Source organism: Candidatus Omnitrophota bacterium, from assembly GCA_028715415.1.
In the GTDB taxonomy this organism is placed as follows: domain Bacteria; phylum Omnitrophota; class Gorgyraeia; order Gygaellales; family Profunditerraquicolaceae; genus JAQURX01.
The window spans coordinates 67,088-79,351 of the sequence record JAQURX010000005.1; the positions used below are offsets into that span (position 1 = coordinate 67,088).

11 protein-coding genes are annotated in these 12,264 nt (G+C 37.8%); 1 reads left to right on the plus strand and 10 read right to left on the minus strand.

Features of this window, described 5'->3' with window-relative positions:
• Nucleotide 1: 1 nt before the first annotated feature.
• Genes PHO70_03180 through recA form a run of 3 tightly spaced genes read right to left on the minus strand, consistent with a single transcriptional unit; the run spans nt 2 to nt 3,024 of the window.
• Nucleotides 2-463 carry a regulatory protein RecX gene (locus PHO70_03180; GenBank protein ID MDD5431971.1) on the minus strand — a complete coding sequence of 154 codons (462 nt, stop codon included), beginning with the start codon at nt 461-463 and terminating at the stop codon, nt 2-4.
• Nucleotides 450-1,943 carry a Do family serine endopeptidase gene (locus tag PHO70_03185; GenBank protein ID MDD5431972.1) on the minus strand — a complete coding sequence of 498 codons (1,494 nt, stop codon included), beginning with the start codon at nt 1,941-1,943 and terminating at the stop codon, nt 450-452. Before PHO70_03185 ends, PHO70_03180 begins: the two co-directional genes overlap by 14 nt.
• 16 nt (nt 1,944-1,959) lie before the next feature.
• On the minus strand, nt 1,960-3,024 hold the full coding sequence (gene recA / locus PHO70_03190; GenBank protein MDD5431973.1) for a recombinase RecA: 1,065 nt from the start codon (nt 3,022-3,024) through the stop codon (nt 1,960-1,962).
• 203 nt (nt 3,025-3,227) lie between these two features.
• On the opposite strand from recA, the gene PHO70_03195 reads away from it, so the two are divergent.
• Nucleotides 3,228-4,391 carry a sensor domain-containing diguanylate cyclase gene (locus tag PHO70_03195; GenBank protein ID MDD5431974.1) on the plus strand — a complete coding sequence of 388 codons (1,164 nt, stop codon included), beginning with the start codon at nt 3,228-3,230 and terminating at the stop codon, nt 4,389-4,391.
• On the opposite strand, the gene PHO70_03200 is transcribed toward PHO70_03195, so the two are convergent.
• The 7 genes from PHO70_03200 to PHO70_03230 all read right to left on the minus strand — a co-directional run bounded on the left by PHO70_03200 (nt 4,388) and on the right by PHO70_03230 (nt 12,256).
• Nucleotides 4,388-7,630 (minus strand): AAA family ATPase, encoded by a 3,243-nt coding sequence (locus PHO70_03200; GenBank protein MDD5431975.1) that lies wholly within the window; start codon nt 7,628-7,630, stop codon nt 4,388-4,390. The two genes, PHO70_03195 and PHO70_03200, sit on opposite strands and share 4 nt — an antisense overlap.
• A 12-nt stretch (nt 7,631-7,642) precedes the next feature.
• Entirely contained in the window at nt 7,643-7,822 is a 180-nt protein-coding gene (locus tag PHO70_03205; protein ID MDD5431976.1) for a helix-turn-helix domain-containing protein, read from the minus strand.
• A gap of 157 nt (nt 7,823-7,979) precedes the next feature.
• Nucleotides 7,980-8,312: a hypothetical protein gene (locus PHO70_03210; GenBank protein ID MDD5431977.1), complete on the minus strand. Its 333-nt coding sequence runs from the start codon at nt 8,310-8,312 to the stop codon at nt 7,980-7,982.
• 345 nt (nt 8,313-8,657) lie between these two features.
• Nucleotides 8,658-9,002 carry a PilZ domain-containing protein gene (locus tag PHO70_03215; protein MDD5431978.1) on the minus strand — a complete coding sequence of 115 codons (345 nt, stop codon included), beginning with the start codon at nt 9,000-9,002 and terminating at the stop codon, nt 8,658-8,660.
• Nucleotides 9,003-9,115: 113 nt separating this feature from the next.
• The gene (locus PHO70_03220) at nt 9,116-10,318 is read right to left on the minus strand and encodes an electron transfer flavoprotein subunit alpha (GenBank protein ID MDD5431979.1); all 1,203 of its coding nucleotides are present in this window, start codon (nt 10,316-10,318) and stop codon (nt 9,116-9,118) included.
• 2 nt (nt 10,319-10,320) lie between these two features.
• Nucleotides 10,321-11,103 carry an electron transfer flavoprotein subunit beta/FixA family protein gene (locus PHO70_03225; GenBank protein MDD5431980.1) on the minus strand — a complete coding sequence of 261 codons (783 nt, stop codon included), beginning with the start codon at nt 11,101-11,103 and terminating at the stop codon, nt 10,321-10,323.
• 1 nt (nt 11,104) lies between these two features.
• A complete protein-coding gene (locus tag PHO70_03230; GenBank protein ID MDD5431981.1) occupies nt 11,105-12,256 on the minus strand; it encodes an acyl-CoA dehydrogenase family protein in 1,152 nt (383 codons plus the stop codon).
• Between the last annotated feature and the right edge of the window lie 8 nt (nt 12,257-12,264).

Genomic DNA, 12,264 nt, shown 5'->3' on the forward strand with positions numbered 1-12,264 from the left:
TTTAACTTAAAGCCTCATAAATTATTTCAGGAGAAAATCCACGCCTCAGAAGATATCCGTAAATCCTTCTTTTAACTACTTGCGGGTCAATCCCCTTAAGCTTGCTCAGCCTTTCTTCAACAATTGACTTAACTACTTCGCTTTCCGAATAATCAGAAGCAACTTTTTTTACCTGGCTATCAATAATTTTTTTACTAATGCCCTTTAGTTTAAGCTCGCTACAAATTCTGCGTAATCCTAATTTGCGATTAATGCGGGACTTAATCCAAGCCTTACTAAACTTCTCATCGTCTATGAATTCTTTTTCTTTAAGGAAATCAACTACCTGAGAAATTACATTACTGTCAAATTGCTTTCTTCTTAACCTGTCACGCAATTCATTCTCGCTGCGCAAACGGAATTTGAGCAGTAAGAAAGCATATTCCTTTGCTTTTTGAATAGCCTCTTCGTTATTTATTCTCACTTTTTATCACATAGAATCCGCGAGAGGTCCTGATTAAACAATTGCCTTTTGAATCTTTAATAATTCTTTTATAATCAGCTAAATTCTTAACTGGCTGCTTATTAATTTCCAATATTATTTCGCCTTGGTTTAATCCGGAATCATCAGCAGGGCTCCCTGGCTCAACATCAGTAATTAAAACTCCAGCTCTTTCTTCTATCCCAAATCGCCTGCTCATTTCAGGGCTAAGATCTTGGACCTGCAAACCACGCCAGCTAGGCTCAGATTTTTCTTCCATGCCTTCAAATGAATCTGAAGTCAGGTTTGAAGGCCTTTCACTTATTACTACTTCAAAAACCATTTCCTTCTTATCCCTTAAAACAGCTACTTTTACCCTGCTGCCGACTTCAGCCTTGCCAACACTATCTAATAATTCTTTCACATTATTAATAGTCTTGCCGCCAAATGATTTTATAATATCTTTATCCTTTAAACCGGCTTTCATTGCCGGCCCATCTTCCAAAACCTTGGCTACCAAAACCCCATTCTTACTGGAAGCTCCGAAATAGCCCGCTAAATCTTCAGTTAAATCCTGGACAGTAATACCCAGCCAGCCATAGAGGATCTTTTTCCCCTCTTTTAACTTAGTCATAATTCTTTTTGCCCTGTTAGCAGGGATAGCGAAACCCACCCCTTGATAACCACCGCTCGTAGAGAATATCGCTACATTGATCCCTACAACTTCACCCTTAAGATTAACTAAAGGCCCCCCTGAGTTGCCGGGATTAATTGCAGCATCGGTTTGTATTAAATCATTGTAATCCCTATCCCGGGAAAGCATATTTCCAAGGCTGCGGTGCAAAGCTCCAATCACCCCCGCAGTTACTGTCGGTTCGGGATTTTGCATTGCAAAACCAAAAGGATTTCCTATTGCAACTACCCATTGGCCGATTTTTATATCATCAGAATTACCGAGAGAAATAAAAGGCAGATTATGTGCATTGATTTTAATAACCGCTAAATCTGACCGCTCATCTCTTCCTTTAACTTCGCCTTTAAACTGCCTTCCGTCAGGAAGATTAACTGTGATCTTATCAGCACCATTAATTACATGCTCATTAGTTAAAATATAACCTTCAGCGTCAATAATTACTCCTGAGCCTAAACCTGATTGCTTAAACTCTCTATCCGGCATTTCCCCGAAAAAATCGTCAAAAAAACTTCTAAAGGAATCGTTCTCTTCAAAAGGAGAACCGCGAAAAGGGCTGGACCGGTAAACTCTTTTTGTGCTTTTAATCTTCTCTGTATGTTCAGTACTTATCGACACAACTGCTTTCCCCGCTTTTTCCGCCACTTTAATTACCGCATTCTCAAAATCAGTAGAAACTGTTTCCGATTTGTTAAGGACAGTGGGTTCTGCGCCTTCAGCAAAACCAAAAAAGCCCAAACAAACCCCAATAGCCAAAAAGGATAAACCAAGCAAAAGGCTTCTTATTTTCATATATCCTCCTTTTTAACTAAGCTGCAGATGCAACTTTTTTTCTTACTTCTTTTTCAATCTGATCTTGTATTTTCTGTTGTTCTTTTAATAATTTGATTGCGGCTTCCCGGCCCTGGCCAAGTTTTTCATTCTGAAAAGACAGCCAAGTTCCTGATTTTGCGATAATTTCCAGATTAATCGCAGCATCTAAAATTGCGCCGGTTTTAGATATTCCTTCATTATGCAAAATCTCAAATTCTGCCTCTTTAAATGGAGGTGAAACTTTATTTTTTACTACCCTTACTCTCACTCTTCCGCCGATAACGCTATCGCCTTCTTTCAAAGTTGCAATTCTCCTGACATCCAATCTTACTGAAGAGTAAAATTTAAGAGCGCGGCCACCCGGTGTTGTTTCCGGAGAACCAAACATAACTCCAATTTTTTCTCTTAACTGATTGATAAAAATAACACAAGTCCTTGACTTACTGATTGCTCCAGTAAGTTTACGGAGTGCTTGAGACATAAGCCTTGCCTGAAGGCCGATATGAGAATCTCCCATTTCACCTTCAATTTCAGCTCTTGGCGTAAGGGCTGCAACTGAATCAATTACAACCATATCAACGGCGTTTGAGCGCACAAGAGTTTCTGCAATTTCTAATGCCTGTTCGCCTGTATCAGGCTGAGAAATTAAAAGATCATCCAAATTTACTCCGATTAACTTGGCATATGTTGAATCAAAAGCATGTTCAGCGTCAATAAACGCGGCAACGCCACCTTTTCTTTGAATTTCTCTAATCGCAGTTAAAGTAAGCGTAGTTTTTCCCGAAGCTTCAGGCCCAAAGATTTCAACAACCCTTCCTCGCGGTAATCCACCTACACCTAAAGCCAAATCCAGAGTTAATGCTCCCGTAGGGATTGCATCTACATTAATCTTTACAGCTTGCCCAAGCTTCATAATTGAGCCTTTGCCAAACTGCTTTTCAATATGGCTTAAGGCTAATTCCAGCGCCTTTTGCCTGTCAGATAGATTCTTTGTTTCTTCCTTAACTGCAACATTAGAATTTTCCGTTTTCGCTGGATGCGTTTTCTTTTCTATAGACATTTAACTCCTCCAATTTTATATAGTTAATAGAAGATGATATTATATCTTAGACCGCTTTTCCTGTCAAACAAATTAAGGATCCATTTTGTTTTCCTCCTTCCTGCTATCAATAGACGAAAAGGTAGGCTAAATCTAACAAAAAAACTAGTTTATCAGCTTCTGAAACATTGACATTGTTCTTAAAATATGTTAGATTTACTGCTATGGACGAAATCACCAAATTAAAGCAGGAATTGGTTCAGACAAAAAACGAGCTTAATATTTTGTATGAAGTATCCAACGCAATGAGGACTACTTTAAAGCTCGATGAGATCCTTTATATTATCCTTACAGGCGTAACAGCCCATACTGCCTTAGGGTTTAATAGGGCGCTCTTATTTCTCGTAAACGAAAAAGACGGCCTTATTGAAGGAAGAATGGGTATTGGGCCTGAAACTGGCGAAGAGGCCAATCGGATTTGGAATCAGATAGACCAGGAAAAGATGGATATGGATGACCTTATCAATAATTACAAATTCTCAAACCATGTTTCCGGATCGGGTTTTAATCGTCAAGTCCAACATTTAAGGATATCACTGCAAGAACGTAATAACGATTTACTTACTATGGCAGTCCTGGAAGGTATGCCCTTACATCTTACAAGAGAAACTATACAAAGCTATAAAAGCTCTCCTATAATTCAAATACTTAAAAGCGAAGAATTAGTGCTTATCCCACTAAAAGCAAAAGATAAAATCAACGGATTAATCGTAGCTGACAACTTTATAACTAAAAAACCAATCAGTAAAGACGATTTGCGCATGTTAATCATGCTTGCCAACCAGGCGGGCCTTGCAATTGAAAACTCCCAACTTTTTGAGAAAACATTCTTGCGCGCACACATGGATTCCTTAACTGAGCTTTGGAATCACGGGTATTTTCAGTTTCTTTTACAGTCTGAAATTGAAAAATCAAAAATAATGTCTCTTCCCTTAAGCTTAATCATGCTTGATATTGATGATTTTAAGATTTATAACGACACTCTCGGGCATCAAGACGGAGATAGGATACTTAAAGAATTAGCGATACTACTTAAAAACCAATCAAGAAAAATGGACTTTGTCTGCAGATACGGTGGAGAAGAATTTACTATAATCCTACCAAAAACAGACAAAAAAGAAGCATACCTGATTGCAGAACGTATCAGAATGGATATTGAAAAACAGAAATTTATGCAAGAAGGAATTTTCCCTCAGAAGAAATTAACGGCAAGTTTAGGCTTGGCAAGCTTTCCTGAGGATGGGACTACACCCCAAGAATTACTCTCCGCAACAGATAAAACACTTTATATCGCTAAAAATAAAGGAAAAAACAGAACCTGCTGTTAAACAGGTTCTGCCACAGCAACATCAGGCGATTTTTCTTCTTTCTTCTTATCCTGCGAAAATTTTACAGAAACAATCTTTGAAACTCCGGACTGCTGCATGGTAATCCCATACATGACATCCGCGTTAGCAATTGTCTTTTTGTTGTGAGTAATCACGATAAACTGTGAGCCGGTTGCAAATTCCTGAAGCGCCCTGCTAAACCTGTCTACATTTGCCTCGTCAAGAGCTGCATCAATTTCATCTAAGATGCAAAACGGCGACGGCTTTACCTTAAAAATCGCGAAAATTAAAGCAATTGCTGACATTGATTTTTCCCCGCCGGAAAGCAATAAAACATTCTGCAGCTTTTTACCCGGAGGCCTGCAGATAATTTCAATACCTGACTCTAAAGGATCCTGTTCATCAATGAGGAATACCTGTGCATCTCCACCATTAAAAAGCATTTTAAAGTAATTCCTGAATTCAACACTTACCTTCTCAAAAGTCTCCAAAAACATTTGTTTTGTTGTCCTATTAATCTTTAGAATAGCCTGATGCAATGATTCTTTGGCCGAAAGCAAATCTGTCTGCTGCTGGATCAGGAAATCATACCGCTTTTTTAGCTCATCATATTCTTCAATTGCAACTAAGTTAACAGAACCGTAAGAATTAACTTTTTCTTTTAACTTCTCAATTTCCTGAGAAATTAAAGCTACATCCACTTCGTAAGTTAAATCTGGCTGCGCCTCCAGATCAACGCTATATGACTGTAAAAGCCTGTCTTTTATGGTTGAATATTTATAATCAATGTCTTTATCCTGCATCTGCAAACTATATAAACAGTCTTTTAGAGAATCCAATTCCCTCCTATCAGAATCAATCTTAGAGACAACTCCCGAAGTCCCCTCTGAAACCTCCCGGTACTTCTTTTCCACTTCAGTCAAAACCTTTGATTCTTCTTCAATCTTCTTGCTGCTGTCTTGAATCTTTGCTTCACATTCACTAATCTCATTAATTAAAAAATCTTCTTTAGCTTTTGATTCAATTATCTGTTTTTCCGAATTAGCTAAGTTGTCCTTATCTCTTAAAAAAGCTTCGTTTAAAAGATTAAAGGTTGCCTCGTCAGAATAAATTCGCTTGTTTAACGAATCAAGTTCGGTTTTTATCTGAGTTATGGCTACCAAAAGCCCTTCTCTTGTCTTGGCGCTTTCTGAGATGTTGCCTTCCTCTTGCAAAATCAAATCTTCAGATTGACGCTCAAGGCTACAAAGTTCTTCAAGATGAAGTTTTGAAACTTCAATATTAGTAGTCAAAACAGTTATTTCTTTAATTACATCGCTTAACTCCAAAACAATAATATCTTCTTCCTCTTTAATCTTATTAAACTGCTCTTTAATCGTTGAATAAGTAGTCTCTTTATTAGCAAGAGCAATCTCCTGATTACGCAATTCTTGCTGCAATCCGTTAATTGAAGAATTCAATTCATTAATTTTAACTTCTTTGCCAGATTTGGAAATTTTTAAAGCATCCACATCCAATTGCAGCTTACTTATTTTTTCATCAATTTTCTGGGTATCTAACTCAATAGGCTTTGCTTCTCCAGAAAGCTTGAAACTTGCTCCTTGAAAATTAGCCTTATCCTGCTCGCTTAAATTAACATTATCTTTAATTTTTATCACCAATCCACTCACATTATCAACTGGAAGCTTATCTAAATAAATAACAGCATTCATTGCTTCGCTGATATCTTCATATTTAGTCTTGAATTTCTCTAGAAACTCACGATGAGACTCAAGAGTCAATCTTTGGCGGTCTAATGCAAGAATATCCGCGTTAATCTTATCTAAAACCAAGTTCTCCTGGCCTAATTCATTCTTAGCTGTATTTAATTTTAGGTTAATTTCATCAACTATCAAACGCAAGGCCTCAACTTCCTGGGTAACAGTCTCCAGGCTTGCATCAATAATAACCTTTTCTTCGTAAACTTTTGCCTTCTCAATATCAAGCCTTTTTCTTCTTGCTGTAAAAATTTGCTCCTTTGAATTAAAGTCAGCTATTTCGTTCTTTGTATTTGAAATTTTTGCCGCCAAATCAATAATCTCCCTTTTTTTGCTGGCAATCGTTTCCAAGGCCTGTTTGATTTTTAAAGACAAATCGGTTAATAAGCTATCCTTTTCACTTAAAGTTAGGCTTTTCTCCTCAATAGTTTTCTTTAAACCGTCATATTCAATTTTTACGTTGTTTAATTTCTCCTCGTCAACAACCAACTTGTTTCTTGCCTGCTCAACTTGAGCTTCTAAGTATTCTTTATTAGCAACCAACTCGGCAATTTTTTCTTTATTAAAACTTATGCGTTCGCTATTCCTGATTACCTGATTTTCTAAATTCAATATCTGGTTTTTTGACTGCATGATGCTGTCTTCAAAGCCTTTTAATTCAGCCTGCCGATTTGCTATCTTAGCTTCCAATTCCGAAATAGAATTTATTAATTCTGCCTCTCTTAATTCAAGCTTCTTAAGCTGGTTAATGATTTCATCTTTTTTTAGTAAAAATTCTTTTTTCTTTACGACGGCTAAAGTTACGTCTTTAGATTTTAGCTCCTCAAATACCTCTTTATACCTGCGTGCTTTATTAGCCTGCCTCTCAAGGCTGCCTATTTGGCGCTTAACTTCAACAACAATATCATTCACACGCAGAAGATTCTGCTCAGTTTCTTCAATCCTCCTAAGAGTTTCTCTTTTTTGAGCTTTATATTTAGTAATTCCGGATGCTTCATCAAAAACCATTCTCCGGTCTTCAGGTTTTGAACTTAAAATTAAATCAATCTTCCCCTGAGCAATAATAGAATAACTCTCTGCTCCAATACCGGTACCTAATAATAAATCCAAAATATCTTTAAGGCGCACTACTGTTTTATTAAGCAAGTACTCGCTTTCCCCTGAACGAAAGATTCTCCGGGTGATCGCCAGTTCCGAGCAATCATAATTAAAAAACTTTGACTCATTATCAAAAGTTAGTGTAACTTCCGCCATACCTAAAGGTTCTTTTAAATCAGTCCCGTTAAAAATTACATCTTGCATATCAGACCCGCGTAAAGATTTCGCAGATTGTTCTCCCAAAACCCAACGAATAGAATCAAAGATATTAGACTTCCCGCAGCCATTGGGCCCAACTACGGCAGTAATCCCAGGCTCAAAATGCAAAATTGTTTTATCGCAGAATGATTTAAAACCAACTAATTCTAATTTTTTAAAATACATAATGGGATCCCCCTAGTTATGTTCAGAGATATTTTCAATCCAAGCGTCAATCTTATCTTTCTTAAATCGCCACTGGCCAACCAACTTAACTGCAGGAATTTTTTTATGTTTAAGCCAGTCATAAATAGTCCTACGCGTGACTTTTAAATAATCGGACAAATCTTCAATAGTCATCAATCCATTATTAACCATATTTTCACCTAACCTTTTGATATTATTATATTAAGGCATGGTAAAATGTCAAGGAAAATCTTTACATTCTTTGACATTTATGTTCAGAAAGGATTGTTTCTTATGGTTTGGAGTCTATTTAGGTAATTACTTGTAGCAGAGACAGTTACAACAATAACTAGATATTATTTTCTATTTCAAAAACCTCATTTTCATTAAAAAAATAGATTCTTTTATTAGCTTTTATTTTATCGGGAGTAATAACTAGAAATTCATTTGATTCAAAGATTGCTAAAACAGGCTCATGAATTATATCAGAAAGGTTTTCGTTAAGTTCCTCTCCGACACAAACATTTGAAATTACAAATCTTTTTACACGATTACTAAACGAACGCACGCTGATCATTTTTATATCAGTATCTTTTACCTGCCAACCGGTAATTGACTCTGCAAATTTTTTTAAAATCTCTCTTGAATGCTCAACAGCCGGCAACAACTGTGTCTCATTCATAATTACCTCCTTGCTATTTGTCATTCCCTCTAACTTTGTCATTCCCGCGAAAGCGGGAATCTACGCTATAGCCTGGATCCCTGCTGGAGTTTATCCCTGCGAAAGCAGGGACAGGGATGACAACTCAATAAAAAAAGCAATTCCTCGTGATTGAAGAATTGCTTAAAAATCCAATTACTCTTTTTCCCATCACCACCTCCTCGTTTAACTGAGGACGTGCTATTTTATTGCCATTCTCATTATATGCTAATTTGAAAAAAAGTAAACAAAAAAATAGGGACACATCCTATTTATTTTGTTAAATCGTCCTACAAAAAAACAACCTAGGATGTGTCCCTATATATTCTAATATTTATTCTGGGAGGAGATTGTTCTTAAGACTAAGGGGATTGGTTTTAGTTTTTGGCCTTCTAACTTTACACCAAGTTTGAAAGAATCATTTCCAGTTGGATGTATCCAGATTACCTTGCCTTTTGTGCGGATAGACTCTCCATTATCAGGCATTGCCAACCATAAATCCAAAGTACTTCCTACGCTGACGTTATCCTGAGTAATCAAACAAAGGCCGTCTTGGCTTATGTCGTTTGTTTTAGCAATACCGGAAGAATTTTCGTTGTTTAGACGGTAGGTGACAGACAATGGGACCATGAATCTAACGCTTTCCCGTTTTTCATTAAAAAGGTGGCTCATCAGCTCCCCTTTCGTAATTCACCGTAGTAAGTTTAACTTGAATTTATACAGATTACAAGGTAAAGAGGCCTTAAAAAGAAAACGCTTTCTTTTTACCTATTACATTGGCAGGCTTACTTATTAAGCCCTTCTTTAAATCTTTTTGTCAAGGCTGGAACAATCTCAAAAACGTCTCCCACAACTCCATATGTAGCAACTTTAAATATAGGAGCTTCGGGGTCTTTATTAATCGCAACAATGATTTTTGATGATTGCATTCCAACTAAATGCTGGATTTGGCCGGAGATTCCGCAGGCAATATATATTTTAGGGGCAACTGTCCTTCCAGTCTGGCCAACTTGATGAGAATACGGCATCCACCCGGCATCTACCGCAGCGCGAGACGATCCTACGGCAGCTCCAATTGCATGAGCAAGCTCTTCTAAAATCTTAAAATTCTCTTTTGCGCCCATGCCCCTTCCACCGGAAACAATGATATCCGCTTCCGCAATATTAACAAGCGATTCGATCTCTTCAACTATATCTATTAATTTCGTGCGGGAAGCATACAGTGTTTTATCAAAACTCTCCTTGATAATCTTTCCCTTGCGATGCTTATCAGGAGCCATTGGCTGCATTACTTTGTGCCTTACTGTTGCCATCTGAGGGCGGAAATTAGGGCTAATGATAGTAGCCATAATATTTCCGCCAAAAGCTGGTCTTGTTTGAAGGAGTATTTTTTTCTCAGGGTCAATATCTAACCCTGTGCAATCTGCTGTAAGGCCTGCCTTAATATTAATCGCAACTCTTGAGATTAATGAGCGGCCGATTGCAGTTGCACCGCACAGCAGGATTTCTGGTTTGTACTTCTTTATTAACTCAACAAGGATATTTGTATAAGGCTCGTCTTGGAAATTAGCAATCTCCGGCGCTTGGACAAGATAAATATTATCAGCACCATGCCAGACTAACTCATCCAATTGATCATCAAGATCATTCCCGATCAAAACACCGCTTACCTGGCAATTTAATTTTTTGGAAAGCTCCTGCGCTTTTCCAAGAAGCTCATAGGAAACAGACTGCACTTTACCGTTTTTCTGTTCAATAAAAACCCAAATTCCTTTGTAATCCTTGATATTCGGCAAAACACAAGTATTCTGAGGCTTCTCCAACAAAATTGCCTTAAATTTACATGCGCTTACGCAAGCTCCGCAAAGATTGCATTTATTAAAATCAATGACTGCTTTCTTATCTATTATGCGTATCGCACCAAACGGACAAGTTTTTACACACAACGAACAACCAGTACATTTTTCAATAATAATTTGAATGGCCATATTTAATGAACCTCATTCTTAAGTAAATCTACCAGCTGCTTAGCAATTTCAGGGGCTTCCCCTTTGAGCATCTGTCCGCCTTCTCTTTGAGGAGGCGTAAAGATCTTTACAACTTGGGTTGGCGAACCACAAAGCCCTATATTCTGAGCATCAAGCCCGAGTTCTTTTTGTGTTAAAACAGTAATTTTAGCACTTTTTGACTTCATTATCCCCTTTAATGAAGGAAGACGCGGCTCATTTATCTCTTTAACTACAGTAAGAAGTGCCGGTAATGGAGTTTCAATTACTTCAAAACCTTCTTCCATCATCCTTTCAACGCGCATTATTTTTTCTTTTACTTCTTCAATCTTTTTTACGTAAGTTACTTGAGGAATATTTAAATGTGTTGAGATTCCAGGGCCTACCTGCGCAGTATCTCCATCAGTAGCCTGTTTTCCACAAAGCACTAAATCAAATTCTCCCAACTTTTTAATTCCACCCGCCAAAGTATAGCTGGTTGCCCAAGTGTCACTTCCTGCGAAAGCGCGATCGCATAATAAAACACCTTCATCAGCACCTAAAGAAATTGCTTCTCTTAACGCAGCATCAGCCTGAGGAGGGCCCATAGTTATAACAGTAACTTTTCCGCCAAATCTTTCTTTAAGCCGGATTGCTTCTTCAATCGCATACATATCAAAAGGATTAATTATAGACTTAACACCTTCCCGGATTAAAGTATTTGTTTCCGGATTAATTCTTACTTCGGTTGTTTCAGGAACCTGTTTAATACAGACAATTATATTCATATTACTTAGCCGCTTCCTTAATTACTTCTTTTCCAATAATATCACGCTGAATCTGATTAGTTCCCTCGTATATCTGGGTGATTTTTGCGTCCCTGACATATTTTTCAATTGGATAATCTTTCATATAACCATAGCCGCCAAACAACTGCATTGCATCCAGCGTAACTTTCATCGCTACGTCAGATGCGTACATTTTTGCCATTGCTGACTCTTTTGAAACTCCGGTTATCCCCGCATCAACCATTCTTGCGGTTCCATAAACCAAACCTCTCGCAGCCTCAACTTCTGTTGCCATATCAGCAATCATCCATTGAATTCCCTGATTACTGGCAATTGATTTATCAAATTGGCGCCTTTCTTTTACATATTTTACCGATAAATCTAAAGCACCTTGAGCAATCCCTAATGCCTGAGCAGCAACTCCGGGACGCGACATATCAAAAGTTCTCATCGTCACAATAAATCCCATTCCTTCTTTGGATAAAAGATTAGTAGCTGGCACCTTGCAATCAGTAAATATCAATTCTCTGGTTGAGGAAGCGCGAATCCCAAATTTATCTTCTTTTTTCCCAAAGGTAAAACCGGGAGTACCTTTTTCAACAATAAATGCTGAAGCTCCTCGTGCACCCTTAGCCTTATTAGTCATTGCAATTACCACATAAGTTTCCGCATCCCCGCCATTAGTGATAAAATGCTTAAGGCCATTTATAACATAATGATCTCCCTCTTTTTTCGCGGTAGTTTTAATAGCAGAGGCGTCCGATCCTGCTTCCGGCTCAGTAATCCCAAATGCAGCTACCTTTTTCCCGCTGGCTAAATCAGGAAGATATTTTTTCTTCTGTTCTTCGTTTCCAAAAAGCACGATTGGAAAAGTACCTAGCGCAGATGCGGCATAGCAAACAGCAATCCCTCCGCAAGCCTTTGAAAGCTCTTCAGTCGCAAGGCATAAATTCATTACATTTATACCCATTCCGCCGTATTCTTCCGGGATAAATAAGCCAAAAAGGCCTGCTTCAGCAATAACTTTAATTACTTCCCAAGGATATTGTTCGGATTGATCATATTTAGCGGCAACAGGACGAATTTTTTCATCAGCAATCTTGCGTGCTAAATCTTTAACCATCTTTTGTTCTTCAGTCAGCAAATAATCCATTACTCCCC

Coding starts and splice junctions, on each gene's coding strand:
- PHO70_03200 (MDD5431975.1), bottom strand. CDS start 7,630: ATGTATTTTAAAAAATTAGAATTAGTTGGTTTTAAATCATTCTGCGAT.
- recA (MDD5431973.1), bottom strand. CDS start 3,024: ATGTCTATAGAAAAGAAAACGCATCCAGCGAAAACGGAAAATTCTAAT.
- PHO70_03195 (MDD5431974.1), top strand. CDS start 3,228: ATGGACGAAATCACCAAATTAAAGCAGGAATTGGTTCAGACAAAAAAC.
- PHO70_03230 (MDD5431981.1), bottom strand. CDS start 12,256: ATGGATTATTTGCTGACTGAAGAACAAAAGATGGTTAAAGATTTAGCA.
- PHO70_03205 (MDD5431976.1), bottom strand. CDS start 7,822: ATGGTTAATAATGGATTGATGACTATTGAAGATTTGTCCGATTATTTA.
- PHO70_03210 (MDD5431977.1), bottom strand. CDS start 8,312: ATGAATGAGACACAGTTGTTGCCGGCTGTTGAGCATTCAAGAGAGATT.
- PHO70_03215 (MDD5431978.1), bottom strand. CDS start 9,002: ATGAGCCACCTTTTTAATGAAAAACGGGAAAGCGTTAGATTCATGGTC.
- PHO70_03225 (MDD5431980.1), bottom strand. CDS start 11,103: ATGAATATAATTGTCTGTATTAAACAGGTTCCTGAAACAACCGAAGTA.
- PHO70_03220 (MDD5431979.1), bottom strand. CDS start 10,318: ATGGCCATTCAAATTATTATTGAAAAATGTACTGGTTGTTCGTTGTGT.
- PHO70_03185 (MDD5431972.1), bottom strand. CDS start 1,943: ATGAAAATAAGAAGCCTTTTGCTTGGTTTATCCTTTTTGGCTATTGGG.